Raw genomic sequence first — 22,195 nt, 5'->3', positions numbered from 1 at the left:
CTCTAACAATGGCCCTGCAGGAAACCTACTACTTCCTGGATTTCTCTCGCCTCATTACTATCGACGCCGTACTTAGCAAGCTCGGTGATGTCCCTGCGGAAACCCTCGAGAGGATAGACCAAGAACTATCTCGTTATTTGACCCCCTCGAAGCCGAGACAGGTACTGCCCTCCAACACGAATTTACGGCGAAAACTCAATGGCCTCATTGCTATTGAAAACCCATCCACCGAAGAAAACAAAGAGGCTCCCACGAAGAATAACTCCTATTTCACCTACTCCAGCTTTAGTGGCAAAGCCGGGCTAGCAGTTGAATTTGACGAAGCTACCCTTATAGCTATCGACGAACACATCAGCAAAGCCGCCGAGGAACATGGCCTTTCCAAGGCAGAAGCACTGGCCAAATTGATTCTGGGTGAAATTGAGTCTCGGACTAAGGTAGTTCTGCATATGTATCGCGCCCATGATCAGGAGTCTGCACCCGCGTTTATCCGGGGATTCGGATGGGTAAGCCCAGAGACCGCGGATAACCTGCGCCCAGCTCAGACGCGAGACATGGACTTAGCCAAAGAAATGGAAAGCGAAAGCTACGTTACTCCCCCGCTCATAGGCGCCTATGTGGAAGGCCGCGATGGGGTGTGCCGCTGGCCGGGGTGCTACCGCCCTGCGGAAAGCTGCCAGAAAGACCACCGCATTGACCATGCTCGGGGAGGGAAAACTGCAGGGAGCAATTTGGCTTCACTATGCCAGCACCACCATAACGTCAAGACTGACGGCGGTGCTTTTTATATCATGGATCCGCACACTGGGGACATTGTGTGGCTGTTTGATGATGGGCGCTGGGAATATGACGAGCCCCAAGGACCGCTAGCACCCAAGAACAAGAACTGGGCGCTAACGGTGGGCCAAGCTATCGCCGCCCGACGGGCAGCGGCGAAGGAAAGGAATGAAAGCTAGACGGATCGGGCTCGGGAGATTACCTCGGGAAGATGAGCCAACACGTAATCGACATCTTCTTCCGAAGTAAGCCGGCCTAGCGTAAAGCGCAAGGAACCGATTCCTTCAGCCTCGCTTACTCCCATCGCTTCCAGAACGTGAGACATGCGGTTTACACCTGCGCTACAGGCGCTGCCGGTTGAGGCCTCAATCTGCAGGGAATCTAGCAGCATGAGGAGGCTATCGCCGTCTGCACCAGGGAAAGAGACGTGCAAGTGAGAAGGCAAACACGGTTCAGTGGAATTGATGACTGCATTATCAATGGTGGCGAGAATTCCATCGCGGAGCTTATTGCGAAGCGCGGAAATCCGCTCACCTTGAGTAGAAATTTCCGCGACGGATTCCTCCAAAGCCGCAGCTAGACCGGAAGCACCAGCGACGTCGACAGTTCCAGGACGAATTCCGCGCTCCTGCCCACCGCCATAGGCAATGGGTTGGGGTGCGGGACTCCGCTTGGCTAGAAGTAGGCCAATGCCGCGGGGACCGCCGAACTTGTGGGCGCTAGCTGCAAGGCTGGTGATCCCTAGGTGGGAAAAGTCGATGGGAACCTTTCCTACCGCTTGCACGGCATCAACGTGTACCGGTGTACCCACTGCGCTGGCACGGGCGGCAATATCTTCGATGGGTTGAATGGCGCCGGTTTCGTTATTGGCCCACATGCAGGTAGCGACGTCGGCAAGCGTGTCTAGAGCCGACAGGTCTGCTATGTGTCCGGAGCGATCGACAGGAAGAATCTCGACGGTAGCACCCGAATTGTGCAGCTTAGCCACGGTATCGCGCACGGCGGGATGCTCAATATCGGTGGAAACTATGCGGTTTGTTTTACCGGCCGCATAAAGTCCCTGAATGGCGATATTGTCTGCCTCTGTGCCAGAAGAAGTGAAAATCACCTCGATTGGCTCGCAGCCGAGGAGTGAAGCAACCTTCTCGCGGGCATCATCGAGCACAGACCGAGCCTTGCGGCCGGAACCATACTGCGCGCCGGAGTTCAGGGAGCCAGCCGCAGCTACCCACGCGTCAATCGCGCTCTGGCGCATCGGCTGGGTAGCAGCGTAGTCAAAATAATGCGGCATTACTGACGTGCCTTCAGTTCCTCGGTCAAGGCTGGGGCGATTTCATGGAGGTCGCCCACAACGCCAAGGTCCGCGATCTGGAAAAATGGCTCATCCTGGTCCTGGTTGACCACCACAATAGTGCCAGAGGTCTGCATGCCGGAGGTGTGTTGGATAGCGCCGGAGATGCCCAAACCGATGTAGAGCTCAGGCGAAACGGTAACGCCAGTCTGGCCGATCTGATAGGCAGCGTCATAGAAGCCTTCGTCTACCGCATCGCGGGTAGCGCCGACTGCGGCGCCGAGGGCGTCGGCAAGCGGCTCGACAACATCACCGAATTCATCACCCACGCCCCGGCCGCCAGCGACGACCACCTTGGCTTCGGTAATTTCCGGACGTGCAGATTTCTGGGCAGGGGTAAAGGAAGTTACCTTGACATCTTTGCCAGTAGCGGCCGGCAACGGCATCGGGGCTGGTTGCGCTTCCACCTGCTGTGGTGCGGCCTCTACCGCGCCTGGGCGCAGCGTATAGATCGGGCACTGGCCGGTAGCGGTAGAGGTAGTCTCATAGGAGCCACCAAAAATGGTCATCTGGGCGGAACCATCAGCGGCGATGCCGCTGACATTGACCAGTGCGCCGGAAGCGAGGCGGGCAGCTAGGCGGCCGGCAATCTCGTTATTGGCGGGAGTTGCGGCCAGCACGATAGGTGCGGGGTTCGCGGCGCCGAGAGCATGCAAGGCATCGACTTCTGGAATCAGGAGGCGCTGGTCATAGTCTTCGGCCGTTGCTTGGACCACCTGCGCGGCGCCAAGGGCGGCAAGGTCAGCATCGAACTTATCTGCCTGCTTGCCGACGACCACTGCAGACACCGTACCCAATTCGCGCGCGGCCGTAATCAGTTCTCCGGTAACGGGAAGGACTTTTTCCGCATCGTGCTCAACTAATACGTAAACGTGAGACATATCGACTCCTAAATCAAGTTCTTTGCGGCTAGGAAGTCAGCGATCTTCTTCGCTGCGTCTTGCGGGTTGGGCTCAGAAATAACCTCGCCAGCGGTGCGCGGTGGGCGCTTTTCGGCGGCCGAAACGGAGGTAGTGGGCGCAATTGCCTCAATTCCCAAATCAGCTAAGGAGAAAGTAGTGATTTCCGCCTTCTTAGCGGCCATCAATCCCTTGAAGTTAGGGAAGCGCGGCTTGTCGCTCTTATCGTTCACAGAAACAATTGCAGGCAGCGGCGCTTCTAGTTCCCAGGTGCCACGCGCATCATCTCGCGTGCCACGCAGCGTGCCGCCCGCCAGCTCTACCTTGTGCAGCCCGGTAAGGGCAGGCAGCTGGCGGTATTCGGCGAGCAATCCAGTAAGTAGGCCGGTCGAGGCATCGGAGGCCTCGGTGCCAGCGGTGATCAATTGGACGTCGTCAAGCTTGTTCAGCGCAGCGTTAAGAGTCCATGCGGTCGACAGCGCATCCGCTCCCGCCAGCGAATCATCGGAGACAAGCACCGCGTCATCGGCACCCATAGCCAGTGCCTTGCGCAATGCTTCGTCTGCCTGGGCCGGCCCCATGGTCAGCGCTACTACCTTATAACCCGCATCCGGGTTGTCGTCGCGCAGGCGCAGGGCTTGTTCCACGGAATACTCATTAACCTCATCAATGACGTTATCCACGGAGGTGCGATCCAGGGTGTGGTCATCTTCCAAAGACTTGGTAGACCACGTATCCGGCACGTGTTTGACCAGAGCCACGATAGTTGGCATTGGGCACTCACCTTTCCGATATATTTATGTTGCGTAATTATCCTCGGACGATGATACTCGGGGTTTGCACAGCAAGGCGATTCCTTGTGCGCCAATTCGCGTAATGATTACCGCAAAAGGCTTCTTCCCCTTGAGCTTCATCTTCTTCCGCAGCTGGTCAGGGTCCACTTCTACCCCGCGCACGAGGATTTCCAAGCTCCCCGCGTCATAGGATTTAAGTACGGATTTTAATCTCTTTAGGGGTACTTTTTCTATGAATGGAAATCCCGAGGCTCCCTCCGGAATCCTCTCCCCTGTCAGGTACGCGATGCGCTCATCGATTTGGTGCAGCCCTTCCCGTGCCGCGTAATGCCGCACCAAGCCGGAGCGCACAATGGCACCGTCCGGGTCAATGAGGTAGCTACCAATGTCTCCGGCCTCGGGCAGGTTTGTTTCTTGATCATCGAGGACGTCTAGCTTGTGTCCACGAATCATTACTGCCCTTCGGCCGGTTCCTAGGCCTGGGGTATAAAGGCAGGCTTCTTTTACTCCGCCGTCGACGCTTGCGACGGTAACAAGGCCGTTCCATTCGCTGAAATCAAGGCCGGGTGCACACTTAATGGCCAATTCCTTGTCTCGATGCTTGTCGACGACCTCTGGAAGCGGTGGCACGAGATCCTCCGGCCGGGTGATTCTTCTACCTCCGGCGCGACGGGCGGGATCTGCAAGGAGGACATCGGCAGTCGTTGTAGTGGTGAGCGCATCAGCGCGAAAGATCTTGGTCGAAGAAAGATTGTGCCTCGCCATTCTCACGCGCGACTCGTCCAAGTCTGAGCCAAAGTAGTCGAGCGGAGAATTTAGACCTTCCGTACCGATGGAGCAGGTGATGTCGTGGACGCTGCCCACCCCCTGCTCTGCAAGAAATGCCGCCCGGTATGCCGCAACCTCGACGGGGGTTGCTTGTTGGGCTGAGTCGGCGTCCATCAGCCAATCACTGGGAAGCTTGCCCGAACTACGTGCGGTCACCAGCTCCATGACTGCGCGGCCATAGTCGCCGAACTTCTCTTTCAAGACTTCGGTGTCTTTAAGCCGAGAAGCCTTGGTCAAGGTGAGATCGAGGTGAGCAATTTCCTCGTGGTGCTCAATCAAGAAGCTGACTTCTGCGGGGGTATAACTCATATGCGGTCTAAAGGGGTGGTGGAAAAGAATTCGCGGTAACGAGGGTCCTCGCGCGGATCCCCGATAACAGGGCGCAGGTCAGAAAAGGACGCATCATCGAGGACTTCTTGAACCGAGGAGTATCTGCTCAGCCTCTGCATCTGCGCCCAAGTAGGAATGACTAGGCGCACCAGCCCGGCGCGCCAGCCGTCCAGGATGAGCTGGGGAGAAAACCATCCGGCATCGTCCGCCTCGTCGGTATCCCCATCGGGTTCTTGGCCAGAGGGCAGCACCCCGACGAAAAAGAAGGTGTCGAACCAGTGGCTTTTTCCCTTTCCTACCCACCGTGCCCAGGGAAGGAGCATATCGGCGTCGACACGCATGCCGTTATTGCTGAGGAATTCGGTAAAGGAAATGGTGTGGCTCTCGAGTAGTTTTCGCTCCTTGTGATACCGCCGTGCATTGGAGACAATTCCGTCTTCGCGGATGGCAAAGAGGGTGCCGGCTTCCTCAAAGAGCTCCCGGGCAGCGGCGAATACTAGCGCGTGGGCTTTGTACTTTGTTACGCCCATCCGTCGGGCCATGGAGATGACGGATTTTCCGGCCCATAGTTCGCCCGAGTCCCAGGAACGCGGCGGAAAGTCGCGTGGGTCTACGCCGCCGCCGGGAAAGACCGAATGCCCCGGGTAATTGTGCATGGTGTGCACGCGCTCTTGTACCCACACTTCAAGACCGTCGGTGCCGTCCCGTAGAAGCAGGACGGTTGCCGCCAAGCGCCCACCGTTAAAGCCGGTGGTATCACTGGCGTCAACGGCATCGATACGGTCATGAAAAGGGTTGGTCATAGAGAAGCTCGGCGGGCGAAGTATCGCTGTCCAATGCGGTCCACCTGAATGGGCTGGTGGAAGGCGCGAGTCAGGTTTTCTGAGGTGAGGACTGAATTAATCAGACCTTTTGCCACTACCTTACCCTCATCCAGCAGCATGGCGTGGGTAAATCCGTATGGGATCTCCTCCACGTGGTGGGTGATCATGATGATGGCTGGGGCATCTGGATCCATGGCTAGATCGCCGAGGTATCCCACCAGGTCTTCGCGGCCTCCCAGGTCCATTCCGGCGGAAGGCTCGTCTAGGATGAGCAGCTCTGGGTTAGTCATGAGTGCGCGGGCGAGGACGACGCGCTTCTTTTCGCCCTCTGATAATGTTCCCCAGGTGCGCTCTTTCAGGTGGGTTGCACCTACCTGGGCCAAAATCTCATCAGCGCGGGAGAAGTCCATGTCCTGATATTCCTCCCGCCAGCGGCCCAGCACTGCATAGCCTGCGGAGACGACGAGATCGTCCACGCGCTCATTTTCGGGGATTCGCGATTGCACTGCAGCGGAGGAGATGCCGATGAGCGCGCGCAGATCGCGCATATCAGTTTTGCCGATCTGCTCCCCCATCAAAAAGGCGGTGCCCTTTGAAGGGAATTCTTCGGCCGCGGCCATGCGCACTAGCGAGGTCTTACCCGCGCCATTGGGGCCAATAATGACCCAGCGCTCATCGAGTTCCACCTGCCAGTCCACAGGACCAACGAGGGTCTTGCCGCCGCGGCGCAACTCGACGCCGCGAAAATCTACGAGCCAATCTTGATCTGTAGGAGTTACGTCGTTCACGCCCTCCATTGTGACTGATTTATTCTTTGCCCGGTGAAATTGACACAGCTGCATTAGTCTTATGGGCATGACTACTCGCCTTGGTATTGACGATGTCCGCCCGCTTATCTCCGCCGGTTCTGTAGCTTCTAAAGCCGTTGTGGGCGAGGTAATTCCTGTCACCGCACTGGTCTGGCGCGAAGGCCACGACGCGGTCTCAGCCACTTTGTCTGCCTGGGCGGCGCGGTCCACGGCTACGTCCTCTGTCACCATGCAGGTAGACCCCAAAGACCAAGATCGAGTGCACGGCGTCTTTACCCCAGGTACCCAAGGCACTTGGTACTTCCGCGTCGATGCCTGGTCCGATCCCATTGCTACGTGGAAGAACGCGGTTACTAAAAAGATGGCGGCTGGGCAATCCGCTGCCGAGTTGGCCAATGACCTCCAGCATGGTGCGGATCTATTTTCTCGGGCGGCCTTGCAAACCCCCTCGGATATTGTGGCGCCCCTCTTTGCTGCTGCACGGGACTTGGAGGATGAGTCTTTGGACGTCGATAAGCGCGTGCAGGTGGCGCTCTCGGACGAGGCCGCAGACATCCTGCACTCCCATCCCCTGCGTGATCTCCTAGTAGAAGGCGCCATTCACGAGGTCTACGTGGAGCGCCCGGCCGCGCTTTATAACTCGTGGTATGAGCTCTTCCCCCGTTCCACGGGTGACTGGGACAAAGAGGGAAATCCTGTGCACGGCACCTTCGACACTACTGCCCAAGCACTAGAGCGCGTGGCCGATATGGGCTTCGATACGGTGTATTTTCCCCCCATTCATCCCATTGGCAAGGTGCATCGGAAGGGAAAAAATAACTCGGTCGTTGCTGAGCCCGGTGATGTGGGAAGTCCGTGGGCCATCCAGGACCACTCCACCACCCACCCCGAATTGGGCACAATAGAAGACTTCAAGAAGCTGGTCTCTCGCGCCCAGGAACTTGGCCTGGAAGTAGCGCTTGATTTCGCGCTGCAGGCATCGCCCGATCACCCGTGGGCCACCAGCCACCCAGAATTTTTCACTGTCCTTCCAGATGGCACCATCGCCTACGCTGAGAACCCACCGAAGAAGTATCAGGATATCTATCCACTCAACTTCGATAACGCGCAGGATGCCATCTATCACGAAATCTATGAAACGCTCATGATTTGGGTCGAAGCCGGAGTGAGCACTTTCCGCGTAGATAACCCACACACCAAGCCCGCCAACTTCTGGGATTGGCTGATTACCCGCGTACACGCCACCCACCCAGACGTCATCTTCTTGGCAGAGGCCTTTACCCGCGCCCCTCGCCTTTTCGGGCTAGCAAAAGCAGGGTTTTCCCAGTCCTATACCTACTTCACTTGGCAGACCACGAAGCATGAGCTCACCCAATTTGGCCAGATGCACGTAGAGCAGGCGGATATTTGCCGGCCTAATCTTTTTGTCAATACCCCGGATATCCTGCATGAATCTTTACAAACCGGGGGGCGCGCCATGTTCGCCATACGCGCTGTCCTCGCTGCCACCATGTCTCCGCTATGGGGCGTGTACTCCGGTTTTGAGCTCTATGAGCACACCCCGGTAGCCCCAGGGTCCGAGGAATACCTCGACTCGGAGAAGTACGAACTGCGGCCACGCGACTTTGCTGCTGCGGTTGCGTCAGGAGACTCTTTAGAGTCCTATATCCGGCTGCTCAATCAGATTCGCCGCGATAACCCCGCATTGCAACAACTGCGTACCCTCCGCTTCCATGACACCGACAATGACGCCATCATTGCCTATTCCAAGGCCGATCCAGCCACCGGCAATGTGGTTCTCGTCGTGGTCAACCTGGATCCGCGCAATGCGCAAGAAGCGACCGTTACGGTAGATATGCGCGCTATCGGCCGCCATCCCGGCGAGTCCTATTCCGTCCAAGACACGATTACCGGCTCTGCCTATCACTGGTCCGAGCGCAATTTTGTGCGCTTAGAGCCGCTTCGCGACGTCGCCCATGTCTTCGTCCTTCCCCCTGCCGACCATGCCCTTCAGGAGCAGCTCACCTGGCGCGAGGTCACCGACTATCGCCCGTAAACATTTGTCCACCGGAACGCACCCAATCTAGGTACCCTGATTATATGAACATCCCGGCCGCTGACCTCGCTCGTCTCAATGACTGCCGCCACCATGACCCACACGGATTCTACGGCTGGCATGAAGGTACCGTCCGTACCCGCCAGCCTGGCGCCACCGCGGTACAACTTCATACCCCCACACAATCCTTGTCTATGAATTTGGTGGGCGACGATATCTGGGAAGCGGAAGTAGGCGAGAACTGCGACTACCGCCTCGAAATCTCCTACCCCGGCGCCCCTACCCGCACCGTGGCAGACGGATATCATTTCCTGCCCACCATCGGCTCTCTAGATCTGCACCTTATCGGCGAAGGTCGCCACGAGCGCCTTTGGGATGTCCTCGGCGCCAACCTACGCTCTTATGACACAGAGATGGGCCCCGTAAGCGGTGTGTCCTTTGCCGTATGGGCCCCCAATGCCCAAGGTGTTGCCGTCGTGGGCGATTTCTGCGGCTGGAATCCTACCCAGTACCCCATGCGTTCGCTCGGTTCTACCGGCGTATGGGAGGTCTTTGTCCCAGGCATCGGTGCTGGCGAGCACTATAAGTTCGCCATCTTTAGCCAGGAAGGCCGCCAAGACAAGGCCGACCCATTGGCCAAGCGCACCACCTGTCCGCCGGAAACGGACTCGATCGTGGATTCCACCAGCTTCGGCTGGTCTGATTCCGCGTGGATGGACAAGCGCACCGGCAACCTCGATGTCCCGATGAGCATCTATGAGGTCCACGTTGGCTCGTGGAAGGTCGGGGCGAATTATAACCGACTTCGCGAGGAGCTCATCCCTTATCTCAAGGAGCATGGTTTTACCCACGTCGAGCTCTTGCCCGTGGCCGAGCACCCCTTCGGCGGCTCTTGGGGCTACCAAGTCTCTGGCTATTACTCGCCTTCAGCGCGGTGGGGCTCGCCGGATGAGTTCCGCGCATTAGTCAATGCACTGCACGAAAACGGCATCGGGGTCATCGTGGACTGGGTGCCAGCCCACTTCCCCAAAGATGACTGGGCCTTAGGCCGCTTCGATGGTCAAGCGCTTTATGAGCACCCCGATCCCCGCCGCGGCGAGCAAGCCGACTGGGGTACCTATGTTTTTGACTTTGGCCGCAATGAGGTGCGCAATTTCCTCGTAGCCAACGCCCTGTATTGGGCTGAAGAATTCCACATTGACGGCCTGCGCGTAGACGCCGTCGCTTCCATGCTTTACCTGGACTACTCCCGCGATGAATGGCTACCCAATCAGTTTGGCGGGCGCGAGAATTTAGAAGCCGTCCAATTCCTGCAGGAAACCAACGCCACCCTCAACCGCACCCATCCTGGCGTACTCACCATCGCCGAGGAATCCACCTCCTGGCCGGGCGTTACCGCTCCTACTTCCGAGAACGGGCTGGGCTTTTCCCTGAAGTGGAATATGGGATGGATGAATGACACCCTGGAGTACTTCAAGCACGAGCCCATCCACCGCTCCTATCACCATGGCGAGCTCACCTTCTCCATGGTGTATGCCTATTCTGAGCGCTACGTGTTGCCGTTTAGCCACGACGAAGTAGTCCACGGCAAGGGTTCACTGTGGCAGCGCATGCCTGGCGACGACTGGAATAAGGCCGCCGGATTGCGCGCTTTGTATGGCTACATGTTCTCCCACCCTGGCAAGAATCTGCTCTTCATGGGCCAGGAATTTGGACAAACCACCGAGTGGTCCGAGGAGCATTCCGTGGATTGGGGCAACCTCGATGGTTGGGGCAATGAGTGGCACCGGGGCATTAAGCGCCTCGTGCGCGATATCAACCTCATTTACCGCGACACCCCAGCTTTGTGGAGCCAGGATTTTAGCCAAGACGGCTTCCAATGGGTCAAGGCCGATGACTCGAACAATAACGTGCTGGGTTACGTCCGCTATGGCGCGGACGGGTCTGCCTTGCTCGCTGTGTGCAACCTGTCGGGTTCTTCCATTCCCAACTACGGCCTCTGGGTTCCACGTGATGGTGCTTGGAAAATGGTACTTAACACCGATGATGCCGTTTATGAGGGCGCTGGGAACCCGCTTCCTCAGCATATTCACGTGGCGGATAATTCCGCCACGCTTCACCTACCGGCCAACTCGGTGCAGTGGTACGTACTGGAGCAATAAAACGCCTATCGCTGCGTGCGTAGGAACTCCACCACGCGCGCTTCGATATCATCGCGAAGCGCATCCATGCGCTCTTCACCTTCCAGACCACGCAACGAGGGATCCTCGATGGCCCACCTCTGCGCTGGCCCGTCATATTCCGCATCACCTACCACGATGACGTGGTCGACAGCGGCAGCAAGGTGGGGATCCACTAGAGCAGGAGTACCAGTCATTTCTGCCCCCACCTTCGCGAGGGAAGCTTTGGCCTCTTGATTGATGCCCTGCTGGATATGTTCCGGGGAAGTTTGCACCCCAGCCGAGTAAATATCCCACTCAGGCGCATGCTTGGCGGCAAGCGCCGCAGCCATCTGCGACTTGCCGCGATTTGTATTGCACAGGAAAAGCACTGAAGTCATGCTTTCCCATCCTACCCAAGCTAGTACAGGGCACTCGCCAGCTTGGTGCGAGCTTCCATCACGCGCGGGTCATTGCCCTCAAAGAGCCCGAAGAGCTCCAGCAAGCGCTCGCGCACGCGAGCTTTCTCATCACCGGCCGTTGCCTTCATCGTCTCGATGAGGCGATCAAAGGCCTTTTCTGGGGCGCCGGCAACCACTTCGGCGTCGGCAGCACGCATCTGCTTATCGACGTCCCCCTTGTCCCCTTCCGCAGCCGCAATCGGATCCTCGGTCTGGTTGGCAGGATCAAGGCGCTTGAGCAGTACGGTTGTATCGCGGGCCTGCTTAATCTGCACGTTTTCGGGCTCAGCCTCCAAGATGGAGTTATAGACCTTAAGAGCACCATCAAAATCGCCAGCATTTAAGAAGCCCTCTGCTTCTTGGAGGCGCGGATCCTCTTCTTCCTCTTGGGTCTGGGGCTCTCCCGCATCGCTCTGTAGGCCCTTCAACTGTGGGCCAACATTCTGCACCAAGGCATCTACCCATTGTTTTAGCGCATCTAGTGGTTGTGCACCCTCGAAATTCGTCAGCGGCTGCCCAGCGCCCAGGGCCACCACAGTGGGGAGGTTCTTCACGCCAAAGGCCTGCGCAACCTGTGGGGTAGTATCTGCATCCACGTAGGCAACTAGGAAACTGCGGTTTCCTTGCGCGGCCAACCCCTGTAGGTCGGTCTTTAGCTGCTCCGACTGCGTGGAACGGGCGGTGCCAATGAGAACAATCACCGGAACTTCCGTAGAACGGCGCACCACGTCCTGGTCGAAGTTAGCTTCCGTCACAGTGAAGAAGGGTTGGATCCCGCCAGCAGTGGTCTGCGGAGATTCCTGTGCCTTCTGCCGTGCCTCGGCCCGCGCCTTTACTTGGCTGAGGTCGAGCGCGCCTCCTACATAAGCATTATTTGCTGAAGTCATCTAGTCCTCCTTTGCAAGGCGGCGGTTAACCGCATCTACCTTGTCAGTCAGTTGATTGGTTACGCCCTCGCGAATATCAGCCTTGACCACCAAAGATGTGCGCGGGGATACCGCACGCACCGCGTCAGTGGCCTTCTTAATAGTTCCAAAGACCTCGTCCCACTCGCCTTCAAGCAGGGTGAACATGGCATTGGTCTCGTTAGGAAGGCCGGATTCGCGGACTACGCGCACGGCCTCAGCGACGGCGTCAGCCATTTCTTGGGAATCATTATTAACTACTGCAGGGGCTACAGAGAATGCAACAATCATGCCCGCTAGTCTACCTACGCTCCCAGCAGTGGCGGTGCCAGTGCCGACGATCATCGCCCTGGCGGCCCACGTCGCGCGGCCACGCCACGATATGAGCCACCCCGGGAGGAATATTTTGATTACACCCTGGGCACACATAGTACTTTTGGGCACGCGCAGAACCGATATGCCGCATAACATAGGGTTCACCGTGCGTCCAGCTAGGCCCCTCGACCGTCTGCGAGCCGAGAAAAGTCGACCCATCTTTAGGCAAGGATCGAAGCTCGAGCGGTTTGCGTCTATTCCGCCGTGGCATTAGAACAATCGCAATTCGTTCGACTCAAGTCCGCGGAGTTCCTGATAGTCCAGTACGACGCACCGAATGCCTCGGTCCTCTGCTAGCGTGCGGGCCTGCGGTTTGATTTCCTGGGCCGCGAATACACCAGATACTGGGGCCAGAAGCTCATCACGGTTAAGCAACTCCAGATACCTCGTCAGCTGCTCCACGCCATCAATCCCACCACGGCGCTTCACCTCGATGGCAACATTTTTGTTGTTTTCATCTTTCGCCATAATGTCTACCGGGCCTATCGCCGTTGGGTATTCGCGGCGTACCAGCGTATAGCTATCGCCCAAGGTATCGATCTGGTCTGCCAAAAGCTCTTGCAAGTGAGCCTCCACGCCGTCTTTGACTAGGCCTGGGTCTTCACCCATGTCATAGGAGATTTCCTCATGGATCTCAGCAATTGTAATGCGCAACTGCTCGCCTTTAGGATTTTCCACCAGCCACAAAACCTCGCCGGTATCGTCACCGTCTAGGTCCTCAATGGCGGATTCTTTTAACGTGCACGGAGGGGTCATCCAATTAAGCGGCTTATACGCGCGGTCATCAGCATGCACGGATACAGAGCCGTCAGCCTTGACGATGAGTAGACGGTCTGCCATGGGAAGGTGGGCATCCAAACGGCCCACGTAATCTACGGAGCATCGGGCGATTACTAAACGCATGCCCTCTACCCTAGCGGGTAACCTTATCGCTTGGATTGACGGGTAGCGCGCTGGCGAAGTTGCCGGAAGTCGAAGCGCTGCTGACGTTTGGATGGTGCGGCCTCTACCCACGCCCCGAAGGCCATAATGCCGTGGGCATCAGATGCCAACTCATATTCCCGGCCCTTGACCCGAAAGCGCACAACCTCGGTGGCGGCAGACATAAAAGAAGCCTCGGCATCATCGAGCGAGCGGGTGCTTACTACTTCGATGTCGAGGCGGTTGATACGCAGATCGCAGCGCGGAGAAACGGAGCGGAGCTTGAAATACTCCACAAATTCGCCTTCATAACGCAGCGAACCATGGCGCCAAGAAAGGGAATTTCTAGCGGGTACTCGGCGTAGCAAGACGGCAGTGCCGCGGGCACGCACGGTAAAAAAGCGAAGCGCAGCCAGAAAAATAACCAGCAATAGGGCCACGCCAAGGGCCCACAGAAGCACTGTAACCACCGTTGAATTCATGGGCCTTCACGCCATCCTCGCTTTGTGGAGAAACTGATTCTTGAATTGTAGCGCTTGGCAGGACCTATACGCCAATAAGAAAAGGCAAAGAAAACGCAAAAAGGCGCCCCGGTTTAAACCGGGGCGCCTTTAGAGAGCAGGAAGGGCGGCTATTGCTGCCCTCTCCTATCAATCCAAGGTACTAAGCCTTGGCGCGGCGGACAGCACGCTGTGCGGCCTCGCCACGGGACTTGGCGAGCTCGTGCTCAGAAGCAAAGTCCTTCTGAGCCTTCTCCTCATCCACCTCATCGGACCAGATGGCCCAATCAGCGAGGACGGTGATCTTGTCCTGGGTAACGGAGAGGAAACCACCCTGCACGGCGGCGACGCGGCGCTCGCCGTCCACTGGGTGGATGGTCACCACGCCATTATCGATCAACTGACCGATCATTGGCTCGTGACCGGGAAGCACGCCGATCTCACCCTCGGTGGTCTCAGCCGTGACCATGGAGGCCTGTCCAGACCACAGCAGGCGCTCGACGGAAACCAATTCGGCGGTGATGTCAGCCATGTGCCTCTCCCTACTTCTCGTTCAACTTCTTGTATGCAGCCTCGACGTCGTCAAGGCCGCCCAAGCCGTTGAAAGCCTGCTCTGGGTAGTGGTCAAACTCGCCATCGCAGATGCGCTCGAAGGCGTCGATGGTCTCGGACAGCGGTACGTAGGAGCCCGGCAGGCCGGTGAACTTCTGCGCAACGAAGAAGTTCTGGCCCAAGAAGCGCTCGATACGACGGGCACGCTGAACGGTGACCTTGTCTTCCTCAGACAGCTCGTCCATACCAAGGATGGCGATGATGTCCTGGAGTTCCTTGTTCTTCTGCAGAATACCGATGACGCGCTGTGCAACCTCGTAGTGCTTCTCGCCGACGATACCTGGCTCGAGAATACGAGAGGTAGAAGTCAGCGGGTTCACTGCCGGGTAAATACCCTTGGAGGCAATAGCACGGTCCAGCTCGGTGGTGGCGTCCAAGTGAGCGAACGTCGTAGCCGGAGCCGGGTCGGTGTAGTCATCGGCAGGAACGTAAACGGCCTGCAGGGACGTAATGGAACGGCCCTTGGTCGAGGTAATGCGCTCCTGCAAAACACCCATCTCATCAGCCAAGGTCGGCTGGTAGCCCACGGCGGAAGGCATACGACCCAGCAGGGTCGAAACCTCAGAGCCGGCCTGGGTGAAACGGAAGATGTTGTCAATGAACAGCAGCACGTCCTGGTTCTGCACATCGCGGAAGTACTCCGCCATGGTCAGGCCGGACAGAGCCACACGCATACGGACTCCTGGCGGCTCATCCATCTGGCCGAAGACAAGGGCGGTATCTTGCAGCACGCCCATTTCTTCCATTTCCAGGAAGAGGTCGGTGCCCTCACGGGTACGCTCGCCGACGCCGGCGAAGACGGAGGTACCGGAGAACTCGCGGGCGATACGGGTAATCATCTCCTGAATCAGAACGGTCTTACCCACACCTGCACCGCCGAACAGGCCGATCTTGCCGCCCTTGACGTACGGGGTCAGCAGGTCGATGACCTTAATGCCGGTCTCCAGAATCTCGGTCTTACCCTCGAGCTGGTCGAACGCTGGCGGCTCGCGGTGGATTCCCCACTGCTCGCCATCGCGGCCGAGACCCGGCTCATCGAGGCAATCACCGAGGGCGTTGAAGACGTGGCCCTTGACGACGTCGCCGACCGGCACGGAAATTGGCTTTCCGGAGTCGATGACCTCGGCACCGCGGACGAGGCCGTCGGTCGGTGCCATAGACACGGTACGGACAAGGTTGTCACCGAGGTGCTGAGCGACCTCGAGGGTGACGGTCTTTGCAACAGCTTCGAGCTTGATGTCGACGTGCAGTGCGTTGTACAGGGCCGGCAGTGCCTCACGTGGGAACTCCACGTCCACAACCGGACCGATGACGCGCACGACACGACCGGCGACTGCCGAAGACTGTGCATTCTGCTCTTGCAGAGCTGTAGTCATAATCTAGTCACTTTCTGCGCTGTCAGATAGCGCGCCAGCGCCACCGACGATCTCTGAAATTTCCTGGGTAATCTGTGCCTGACGGGCCTGGTTAGCCACGCGGGAGAGGTCTTCGACCATCTCGGTTGCGTTGTCAGTAGCAGACTTCATAGCTGTACGGCGTGCAGCGGACTCGGAGGCAGAAGCCTCCAAGAACATAGCAAACAGGATACGCGAGACGTACTGCGGAAGCAGAGCTTCCATCAGCGTATCTGCGTCCGGCTCGAATTCGAATCCGGCGGCAACATCCTCCGCAGATTCGGCGTCGGACAGAGCGGAGTCACCGAGGTGGTACTCCTCATCCTGAATAACCGGCTCAACTGGCAACAGCTGCTGTGCGCGCGCAGTCTGGGTCAACATGGACTCAAACTCGGTGTAGACAACGTGTACCTGGTCAAAGCCACGTACACCTACGCCCTCACCCTGCGCATGCAGGCCGTCGCGGCCCTTGGTAGTGCCGTTGGAACCAGCAATAAAGCCATCAATCAGGTGACGGCGCACATCGTGGGTGGCCTCCCAGGTTGGGTCCTGAGAGAAACCGCCCCAGCTGCCAACTACCTCGTCCTCGCGGAACTTGTAGTGGCCGATGCCCTTGTTGCCGGTAACGTACCGAACTACCTCGTAGCCCTTGCTTTCCAGGAGAGCTTGCAGCTGTGCGGCCTTCTTGAAGACGTTGTTGTTGTAGCCGCCACACATACCGCGGTCAGAAGTGACCACGAGAATGGCTGCGACGTTTCCGTCTTCGCGCTCACGCAGCATGTCATGCTCCAACGTAGAGGCGGAAGCCAGCTTATTCATGATGCTGGTCATCTCAGTCGCATAAGGCTGAGATGCTTCTACCCTGGCCTGCGCCTTGGTAATGCGCGAGGTAGCAATAAGCTCCTGGGCCTTGGTGATCTTCTTAGTCGAATTAACGGACCGGATGCGGTCACGTAGTTCGCGAAGATTAGCCATCGTTTCTCCTCCCTTCTTTAATCTAGACGGTTAGTTATGAGTTCTGAACTCTACTTAGCCGTCTTGCGGGAGACGTTGAGCTCGGTGTTCTTTACGTCGCTTTCATCCAAAGGCTCTACCGGTGCCTCAGAGCCCAAGTTATGGCCTTCGGAGGTGCGGAAGGTCGGCTGGAAATCCTTAGCTGCCGCAACCAATGCGTCCTTGGACTCATCGGTTAGCGGCTTGCCGCCGGAAATCTGCTCAAAGACCTCTGGGGTGTTGGCGTTGAGGTATTCGTGTACCTCGTCCTCGAAGCGGCGGACGTCTTCAACGGGAACGACGTCGAAGATGCCAGCCTCGGCGAGGTAGATGGATACCATCTGGTACTCCACCGGCTGCGGGGAGGACTCGGACTGCTTCAGCAGCTCAACCAGACGGGAACCGCGCTCCAGCTGAGCCTTGGAGGCAGCATCCAGGTCAGATGCGAATGCCGCGAAGGCCTGCAGATCACGGTAGGAGGCTAGGTCCAGACGCAGGTTACCGGCAACCTTCTTCATGCCCTTGGTCTGTGCAGCGCCACCGACACGGGAGACGGAAACACCGACGTTAATAGCCGGACGAACACCCTGGTTGAACAGGTCGGACTCCAGGAAGACCTGGCCGTCAGTAATAGAAATGACGTTGGTCGGAATGAAGGCGCCGACGTCGTTTGCCTTGGTCTCGATGATCGGCAGTGCGGTCATGGAGCCAGCACCCATGTCGTCGGAAAGCTTGGCAGCACGCTCCAGCAGGCGGGAGTGCAGGTAGAACACATCGCCCGGGTATGCCTCGCGTCCCGGGGGACGGCGCAGCAGCAAGGAAATGGCACGGTAGGCCTCAGCCTGCTTGGTCAGATCATCGTAGATAACCAGGACGTGGTTGCCCTGGTACATCCAGTGCTGGCCCAGCGCTGCACCGGAGAACGGTGCCAACCACTTGAAGCCGGCGGAATCGGAAGCCGGTGCGGCCACGATGGTGGTGTAATCGAGTGCGCCGTGCTCCTCAAGGGTGCGGCGCACACCAGCGATGGTCGAGCCCTTCTGGCCAATTGCGACGTAGATGCAGCGTACCTGCTTATCCTTGTCGCCGGACTCCCAGTTAGCCTTCTGGTTCAAAATGGTATCGATGCACACCGCGGTCTTACCGGTCTTACGGTCACCGATGACCAGCTGACGCTGGCCACGGCCGATCGGGGTCATTGCGTCGATAGCCTTGATGCCGGTCTGCATTGGCTCTTCAACCGGCTGGCGCTGCAGCACGGACGGTGCCTGCAGCTCGAGGACGCGCTCCTCTTCAGCGTTGATTGGGCCCATGCCGTCAATCGGCTGACCCAAAGGGTTAATTACGCGGCCGAGGAATTCCTCGCCCACTGGGATGGAGAGAACCTCGCCGGTCCTCTTAACCTCGTCGCCCTCCTTGAGGGACTCGAAGTTGCCCAGGACCACGACACCGATGGAGTTAGTGTCAAGGTTCTGTGCGACGCCAATCACGCCGCCTGGGAACTCGAGCAGCTCATTCGCCATAACGGACGGCAGGCCAGAAACCTGCGCAATACCGTCAGCTGCCGAAATGACCACGCCGACCTCCTCACGGGAGGCCTCCGCGGAGTAGCTCGAGGTGTAGTTCGCAATCGCACTACGGATCTCGTCGGAGGAGATCGTCAGCTCCGCCATGTTCTTCCTGCTCTCGGTAGTATCTTCCAGCACTTACTTAAATCGTTTCTGTCGTTTCGGCTACGCCATCTGGGCACGCAGGCGAGCAATCTTGCCTGCCGTAGAACCGTCAATGACTTCATCGCCGACGCGGATGCGCATGCCACCGAGGAGGCTGGTGTCAACCTCAGAGTGAATGGACATCGCACGACCATAAATTTTGCCCAGCTTCTCAGCGAGTACTGCTTGCTGGCCTTCGTTTAGTTCACCCGCTGCGGTAACACGCGCAATGGTGCGGTCCTGCAGGTCTGCTGCAGAATCAGCCAAAGCGGCCACATCATCGATCGGGTTCTGCTCTGGGCGGGAGATGGCCTGAAGCACCAGTGCCTCAGTAAACATCGTGACCTTGCCATAGAGCACGTTTGCCAGCAATCCGCGCTTGCGGGCGGAATCAGCAGTTCGGTCGGAAAGCAGCTGGGTGAGCTCGCCCTCGCGGTCAAGCATCTGGGAAAGGCGGAAGAGTTCGTCTTCTACCTGGCCCAGCTGGCCCTGCGCCTCAGCGCCACGCAGCAGTGCGCGGCGGCCCAAGGAAACCAATCCCTTGACAAAGTCCTTCGGAGTGGACCACTGTACGGCCGCAGCTTCCTGAATGATGCGCAGCGCACCACCAGAAATCTTGGAGCCAAAAAGGTTCTCTGCTAGGGACTTACGTGCCTCGCTCGGGGCGGCGATATCGGTGAATGCAACGCGCAGTTCGCGGTCATCATCCAAGACATCGACAACCTCAAAGATGTCCAAGCCCGCCTGTGCGGCGGTGGCGACGTTATTCTCGCCAGCAAGGATTTCATCCAAGCGAGATTGCGAGGTTGCGAGTGCTTCGCGGCTAGCTGCCTTCATAGTTGCCTACTTTCCGGCCGGTGCCACAGAGTCGAGCTCGGACAAGAAGCCATCAATGGTGGAGGACTTCTTAGAGGCGTCGGAAAGCTCGCCGCCCAGAATCTTCTCCGCCAGGTTGATGGAGTTCTGGCCCATTTCGGAACGCAGCTCAGTAACAACCTGCGAACGGGAAGCCTCCAGCTGCTTCTCGCCATTGGCGACGATGCGGCGGGACTCTTCTTCCGCGTTGGTCTTGGCCTCGGCCTCGATCTGCTTGCCGCGCTCGCGCGCCTGCTCGCGGATCTCGGCTGCCTCTGCACGGGCATCAGCCAGCTGAGCATTGTACTTTTCCAGAGCAGCCTTGGCCTCGGCCTGCTGAGCCTTGGCACGCTTCAAGCCGCCCTCGATCCGGTCTTCACGCTCTGCCAACATCTTGCTGTACATAGGAATTACAAACTTCCAGAACAGCAACAGAATTACGATGAAGCACAGCAAAGACCAGAAAATGTCATAGTTCTTGGGCAGAAGAACAGAGAAACTACCCGAACCTGGGTTATCTCCGCCCTCTGCTGCAAGCAAGTAAACGACGTTATTCATTGGTCTCCCGTCTTAAAAGATTCGGTGTGAAAACTCGAGCTCTTAGAACAGGAAGCCGGCAACGAGACCGATAAGTGCCAAGGCCTCAGTAAAGGCGATACCCAGGAACATGGTGGTACGCAGCTGACCAGCCATTTCTGGCTGACGGGCCATAGCTTCAACGGTCTTGCCGGCAACGATACCGATACCGATGCCTGGACCGATAGCCGCCAGGCCATAACCAATGGTGCCCAGTCCTTCAAACTTCGAAGCGGCATCCGCTGCCAGAATGATTTCGTTCATGGTGAAAGTCGTTCCCTTTCGTAGAATTTCAGTCTGTCTCAAGACTGAATGTCGATGGTTTAAATTAGGTGGTTTACTCGGTCGCGCTCGTCGACCTCGTCCTTAGTGCGAATCAGCGTGCAAGGACAGCTCAATGTACACCGCCGTCAAAAGAGCGAAGATGTACGCCTGTAGGAAGATAACCAGAATCTCGAACAGGCTCATAGCCAAGCCCAGAATAATGGTTAGTCCAGACAGTGCGGTCCAACCATTCAGCTGCCAGAAGAAGAAGTTCGTAGCAGAGAAGAGAAGAACCAGAATGATGTGTCCAGCAAGGAAGTTCGCCATGAGACGAATAGCAAGGGTAACCGGCCGCAAGATGAACGTAGAGAAAAACTCAATCGGTACCACCAAAAGATGCAATAGCGGTGGCAAGTTCGGAATCACTACCGAGGAGCGAATGAACTTACCAAGGCCATACCTCTTGGCACCCGCGTAAATCATCACAATGTACGAAACCGCGGCCAAGACAATTGGCATACCAATACGTCCGTTCGGCGAGACATTAAGCCCCGGAATAACGGTCGCAACGTTCATGAATAGAACCGCGAAGAAGATGCTAGCGATAATTGGCAGAAATCGCTTTCCCTCCTTCTTACCCAAAATGTCCTCAGCGATATGAATACGGACAAAGTCGACCGCATTCTCGCCCACATTCTGAATGCCAGAAGGAACCAACTTAGGGTTCTTAAAGGCGGCCCAGAAAAGGATCACCACAATTAGCGTCATCAAGATTCGAATCAGCATCAGGCGATCAAGCGCGAACCATCCGCCGGCGAAGTCACCGAAAAAAAGATGGTCGGCATCAATTTGCCCCGGGAAGAATTCTTCACCTAGATCGGGCGTGTGGAAGTGCCCTTTCATAGCCAATGTTGTAACGCTCAGCGTTCTCTCCCGTGTTCGGGCCACACAGCTTGTAAAAGCTTTTGTGGTGCGATGGACGTCTCAAACTTTCTGTCCTGTTCACGGACTCCGTCGCACATCAGCATGAACAAGACAGGGATTTACCAATACCGGAAGAGAGCACGTGCCTACTTCCACGGTAACCCGAAGTGAATCGTATCAGCTGGATCCTGAGTTTTTGCACGTGGGGGCCCCATAGAAGCTACTCTTCAATTCCAAAGTAAGTAATTAAGCTATAAACCTGCGATTTGCTGGCCAAACTCATAAGCGTGGAATTCATCACACCACATCTCACCCGCCCCTCGTCGGGGGTATAAATCTCTCATAACCGCAAGTAACAGATGAAATAGAGCTGCTCGGTATCCCCCATGATGCTGAGCTGCCCCAAGCTTTTGGCAGCATTCTTTGGACGCCGATTAAGCCACGTACGTCACTTTAGAAGTAACTATCCCCCAGACTTCAGTTCCGAGGGTTACAACAAGAGCTGCAACTACGCTAAGAAACAAGGCCCACGTGTCATAGAAATCCATTTCCCTAATTACTGCCAAAACCCCCAAGAGCAAAACTAGCTTAAGCAGCCACCCACCGAGCACCACTGCAATTGTTGTCGAGGGGGTTGACTTGGCTGTAAATAGGACTGAAAGAGCCGTGCACAATACGAATCCTCCGCCTAGAGCTGCACCAATTAAGACGCCCCAAATTCCGGGAAGGCCTTTCAATCCCCCCCAAATGGCAAGTGATACCAACATAATGACAAGCAACGCTTTGACACCTAGCTGCACGGCGCGTTTGAGGGGCAGACGCGGATCATCAAAATCAGAGTTTACTTTAGGATCATTCACGGAGACCGAGCCTACC

Annotated in this window: 24 protein-coding genes; 3 read left to right on the top strand and 21 right to left on the bottom strand. The window is 57.2% G+C overall.

Features of this window, described 5'->3' with window-relative positions:
- Nucleotides 1-8 precede the first annotated feature (8 nt).
- Complete coding sequence (locus QP904_RS06510) at nt 9-956, top strand: HNH endonuclease signature motif containing protein (protein ID WP_284835750.1); 948 nt, start codon at nt 9-11, stop codon at nt 954-956.
- Here the strand turns inward: QP904_RS06510 and QP904_RS06505 are convergent.
- The 6 genes from QP904_RS06505 to QP904_RS06480 are packed head-to-tail and all read right to left on the bottom strand — an operon-like array spanning nt 953 to nt 6,600.
- Nucleotides 953-2,068, bottom strand: coding sequence for a cysteine desulfurase family protein (locus tag QP904_RS06505; protein ID WP_284835749.1), 1,116 nt, complete (start codon nt 2,066-2,068; stop codon nt 953-955). The two genes, QP904_RS06510 and QP904_RS06505, sit on opposite strands and share 4 nt — an antisense overlap.
- On the bottom strand, nt 2,068-3,009 hold the full coding sequence (locus QP904_RS06500) for an electron transfer flavoprotein subunit alpha/FixB family protein (RefSeq protein ID WP_086588755.1): 942 nt from the start codon (nt 3,007-3,009) through the stop codon (nt 2,068-2,070). Before QP904_RS06500 ends, QP904_RS06505 begins: the two co-directional genes overlap by 1 nt.
- 8 nt (nt 3,010-3,017) lie before the next feature.
- Nucleotides 3,018-3,800, bottom strand: a complete 783-nt coding sequence (locus tag QP904_RS06495; RefSeq protein ID WP_023021736.1) for an electron transfer flavoprotein subunit beta/FixA family protein — start codon at nt 3,798-3,800, stop codon at nt 3,018-3,020.
- A gap of 24 nt (nt 3,801-3,824) precedes the next feature.
- Nucleotides 3,825-4,958 carry a THUMP-like domain-containing protein gene (locus tag QP904_RS06490; RefSeq protein ID WP_200287682.1) on the bottom strand — a complete coding sequence of 378 codons (1,134 nt, stop codon included), beginning with the start codon at nt 4,956-4,958 and terminating at the stop codon, nt 3,825-3,827.
- Nucleotides 4,955-5,782, bottom strand: coding sequence for an NUDIX hydrolase (locus tag QP904_RS06485; RefSeq protein ID WP_049361369.1), 828 nt, complete (start codon nt 5,780-5,782; stop codon nt 4,955-4,957). Before QP904_RS06485 ends, QP904_RS06490 begins: the two co-directional genes overlap by 4 nt.
- Nucleotides 5,779-6,600: an ABC transporter ATP-binding protein gene (locus QP904_RS06480; RefSeq protein ID WP_023021739.1), complete on the bottom strand. Its 822-nt coding sequence runs from the start codon at nt 6,598-6,600 to the stop codon at nt 5,779-5,781. The genes QP904_RS06485 and QP904_RS06480 overlap by 4 nt, the downstream gene beginning before the upstream one ends.
- A 58-nt stretch (nt 6,601-6,658) precedes the next feature.
- Between QP904_RS06480 and QP904_RS06475 the strand changes: the two genes are divergently transcribed.
- Both QP904_RS06475 and glgB read left to right on the top strand, forming a co-directional pair.
- On the top strand, nt 6,659-8,668 hold the full coding sequence (locus QP904_RS06475) for a maltotransferase domain-containing protein (protein WP_034656479.1): 2,010 nt from the start codon (nt 6,659-6,661) through the stop codon (nt 8,666-8,668).
- A gap of 44 nt (nt 8,669-8,712) precedes the next feature.
- Nucleotides 8,713-10,830: a 1,4-alpha-glucan branching protein GlgB gene (gene glgB / locus QP904_RS06470; RefSeq protein ID WP_239205702.1), complete on the top strand. Its 2,118-nt coding sequence runs from the start codon at nt 8,713-8,715 to the stop codon at nt 10,828-10,830.
- A gap of 5 nt (nt 10,831-10,835) precedes the next feature.
- Here the strand turns inward: glgB and QP904_RS06465 are convergent, their stop codons facing one another.
- From QP904_RS06465 to QP904_RS06395, 15 genes are all read right to left on the bottom strand, one after another.
- Nucleotides 10,836-11,228, bottom strand: a complete 393-nt coding sequence (locus QP904_RS06465) for an arsenate reductase/protein-tyrosine-phosphatase family protein (protein ID WP_259824359.1) — start codon at nt 11,226-11,228, stop codon at nt 10,836-10,838.
- 20 nt (nt 11,229-11,248) lie between these two features.
- Nucleotides 11,249-12,175, bottom strand: coding sequence for a tetratricopeptide repeat protein (locus QP904_RS06460; protein WP_239208306.1), 927 nt, complete (start codon nt 12,173-12,175; stop codon nt 11,249-11,251).
- The gene (locus QP904_RS06455; RefSeq protein ID WP_034656448.1) at nt 12,176-12,484 is read right to left on the bottom strand and encodes a thiamine-binding protein; all 309 of its coding nucleotides are present in this window, start codon (nt 12,482-12,484) and stop codon (nt 12,176-12,178) included.
- A gap of 10 nt (nt 12,485-12,494) precedes the next feature.
- Nucleotides 12,495-12,779 (bottom strand): Rv1322 family protein, encoded by a 285-nt coding sequence (locus QP904_RS06450; RefSeq protein WP_080971253.1) that lies wholly within the window; start codon nt 12,777-12,779, stop codon nt 12,495-12,497.
- Nucleotides 12,779-13,471, bottom strand: coding sequence for an endonuclease NucS (gene nucS / locus QP904_RS06445; protein WP_023021745.1), 693 nt, complete (start codon nt 13,469-13,471; stop codon nt 12,779-12,781). Before nucS ends, QP904_RS06450 begins: the two co-directional genes overlap by 1 nt.
- A 23-nt stretch (nt 13,472-13,494) precedes the next feature.
- Nucleotides 13,495-13,971 (bottom strand): DUF2550 domain-containing protein, encoded by a 477-nt coding sequence (locus QP904_RS06440; protein ID WP_023021746.1) that lies wholly within the window; start codon nt 13,969-13,971, stop codon nt 13,495-13,497.
- 181 nt (nt 13,972-14,152) lie between these two features.
- Nucleotides 14,153-14,521, bottom strand: coding sequence for a F0F1 ATP synthase subunit epsilon (locus QP904_RS06435; protein ID WP_086588747.1), 369 nt, complete (start codon nt 14,519-14,521; stop codon nt 14,153-14,155).
- Nucleotides 14,522-14,531: 10 nt separating this feature from the next.
- Nucleotides 14,532-15,977, bottom strand: a complete 1,446-nt coding sequence (atpD, locus tag QP904_RS06430) for a F0F1 ATP synthase subunit beta (RefSeq protein ID WP_049361377.1) — start codon at nt 15,975-15,977, stop codon at nt 14,532-14,534.
- 3 nt (nt 15,978-15,980) lie between these two features.
- The gene (locus QP904_RS06425; RefSeq protein WP_023021749.1) at nt 15,981-16,970 is read right to left on the bottom strand and encodes a F0F1 ATP synthase subunit gamma; all 990 of its coding nucleotides are present in this window, start codon (nt 16,968-16,970) and stop codon (nt 15,981-15,983) included.
- A 50-nt stretch (nt 16,971-17,020) separates the two neighbouring features.
- Entirely contained in the window at nt 17,021-18,661 is a 1,641-nt protein-coding gene (atpA, locus tag QP904_RS06420; protein ID WP_023021750.1) for a F0F1 ATP synthase subunit alpha, read from the bottom strand.
- 60 nt (nt 18,662-18,721) lie between these two features.
- Nucleotides 18,722-19,537: a F0F1 ATP synthase subunit delta gene (locus QP904_RS06415; protein ID WP_284835748.1), complete on the bottom strand. Its 816-nt coding sequence runs from the start codon at nt 19,535-19,537 to the stop codon at nt 18,722-18,724.
- Nucleotides 19,538-19,543: 6 nt separating this feature from the next.
- Nucleotides 19,544-20,113, bottom strand: coding sequence for a F0F1 ATP synthase subunit B (locus tag QP904_RS06410; protein ID WP_023021752.1), 570 nt, complete (start codon nt 20,111-20,113; stop codon nt 19,544-19,546).
- A 42-nt stretch (nt 20,114-20,155) separates the two neighbouring features.
- Entirely contained in the window at nt 20,156-20,395 is a 240-nt protein-coding gene (locus tag QP904_RS06405; RefSeq protein ID WP_023021753.1) for an ATP synthase F0 subunit C, read from the bottom strand.
- Nucleotides 20,396-20,497: 102 nt separating this feature from the next.
- A complete protein-coding gene (gene atpB / locus QP904_RS06400; protein WP_023021754.1) occupies nt 20,498-21,298 on the bottom strand; it encodes a F0F1 ATP synthase subunit A in 801 nt (266 codons plus the stop codon).
- Nucleotides 21,299-21,753: 455 nt separating this feature from the next.
- Nucleotides 21,754-22,179, bottom strand: a complete 426-nt coding sequence (locus QP904_RS06395; RefSeq protein WP_023021755.1) for a Cg1360 family ATP-synthase-associated protein — start codon at nt 22,177-22,179, stop codon at nt 21,754-21,756.
- Nucleotides 22,180-22,195: the final 16 nt, after the last annotated feature.

The organism is Corynebacterium nasorum (assembly GCF_030229765.1).
Taxonomy (GTDB): Bacteria; Actinomycetota; Actinomycetes; order Mycobacteriales; family Mycobacteriaceae; genus Corynebacterium; species Corynebacterium kefirresidentii.
The sequence above is the reverse complement of the archived record's forward strand: the minus strand, read 5'-3'. Positions and strand labels throughout refer to the sequence as shown.

What these genes read in the sequence shown, in the direction of transcription:
- QP904_RS06510 (WP_284835750.1), top strand. Translation starts at nt 9, where the DNA reads ATGGCCCTGCAGGAAACCTACTACTTCCTGGATTTCTCTCGCCTCATT.
- QP904_RS06505 (WP_284835749.1), bottom strand. Translation starts at nt 2,068, where the DNA reads ATGCCGCATTATTTTGACTACGCTGCTACCCAGCCGATGCGCCAGAGC.
- QP904_RS06500 (WP_086588755.1), bottom strand. Translation starts at nt 3,009, where the DNA reads ATGTCTCACGTTTACGTATTAGTTGAGCACGATGCGGAAAAAGTCCTT.
- QP904_RS06495 (WP_023021736.1), bottom strand. Translation starts at nt 3,800, where the DNA reads ATGCCAACTATCGTGGCTCTGGTCAAACACGTGCCGGATACGTGGTCT.
- QP904_RS06490 (WP_200287682.1), bottom strand. Translation starts at nt 4,958, where the DNA reads ATGAGTTATACCCCCGCAGAAGTCAGCTTCTTGATTGAGCACCACGAG.
- QP904_RS06485 (WP_049361369.1), bottom strand. Translation starts at nt 5,782, where the DNA reads ATGACCAACCCTTTTCATGACCGTATCGATGCCGTTGACGCCAGTGAT.
- QP904_RS06480 (WP_023021739.1), bottom strand. Translation starts at nt 6,600, where the DNA reads ATGGAGGGCGTGAACGACGTAACTCCTACAGATCAAGATTGGCTCGTA.
- QP904_RS06475 (WP_034656479.1), top strand. Translation starts at nt 6,659, where the DNA reads ATGACTACTCGCCTTGGTATTGACGATGTCCGCCCGCTTATCTCCGCC.
- glgB (WP_239205702.1), top strand. Translation starts at nt 8,713, where the DNA reads ATGAACATCCCGGCCGCTGACCTCGCTCGTCTCAATGACTGCCGCCAC.
- QP904_RS06465 (WP_259824359.1), bottom strand. Translation starts at nt 11,228, where the DNA reads ATGACTTCAGTGCTTTTCCTGTGCAATACAAATCGCGGCAAGTCGCAG.
- QP904_RS06460 (WP_239208306.1), bottom strand. Translation starts at nt 12,175, where the DNA reads ATGACTTCAGCAAATAATGCTTATGTAGGAGGCGCGCTCGACCTCAGC.
- QP904_RS06455 (WP_034656448.1), bottom strand. Translation starts at nt 12,484, where the DNA reads ATGATTGTTGCATTCTCTGTAGCCCCTGCAGTAGTTAATAATGATTCC.
- QP904_RS06450 (WP_080971253.1), bottom strand. Translation starts at nt 12,779, where the DNA reads ATGCCACGGCGGAATAGACGCAAACCGCTCGAGCTTCGATCCTTGCCT.
- nucS (WP_023021745.1), bottom strand. Translation starts at nt 13,471, where the DNA reads ATGCGTTTAGTAATCGCCCGATGCTCCGTAGATTACGTGGGCCGTTTG.
- QP904_RS06440 (WP_023021746.1), bottom strand. Translation starts at nt 13,971, where the DNA reads ATGAATTCAACGGTGGTTACAGTGCTTCTGTGGGCCCTTGGCGTGGCC.
- QP904_RS06435 (WP_086588747.1), bottom strand. Translation starts at nt 14,521, where the DNA reads ATGGCTGACATCACCGCCGAATTGGTTTCCGTCGAGCGCCTGCTGTGG.
- atpD (WP_049361377.1), bottom strand. Translation starts at nt 15,977, where the DNA reads ATGACTACAGCTCTGCAAGAGCAGAATGCACAGTCTTCGGCAGTCGCC.
- QP904_RS06425 (WP_023021749.1), bottom strand. Translation starts at nt 16,970, where the DNA reads ATGGCTAATCTTCGCGAACTACGTGACCGCATCCGGTCCGTTAATTCG.
- atpA (WP_023021750.1), bottom strand. Translation starts at nt 18,661, where the DNA reads ATGGCGGAGCTGACGATCTCCTCCGACGAGATCCGTAGTGCGATTGCG.
- QP904_RS06415 (WP_284835748.1), bottom strand. Translation starts at nt 19,537, where the DNA reads ATGAAGGCAGCTAGCCGCGAAGCACTCGCAACCTCGCAATCTCGCTTG.
- QP904_RS06410 (WP_023021752.1), bottom strand. Translation starts at nt 20,113, where the DNA reads ATGAATAACGTCGTTTACTTGCTTGCAGCAGAGGGCGGAGATAACCCA.
- QP904_RS06405 (WP_023021753.1), bottom strand. Translation starts at nt 20,395, where the DNA reads ATGAACGAAATCATTCTGGCAGCGGATGCCGCTTCGAAGTTTGAAGGA.
- atpB (WP_023021754.1), bottom strand. Translation starts at nt 21,298, where the DNA reads ATGAAAGGGCACTTCCACACGCCCGATCTAGGTGAAGAATTCTTCCCG.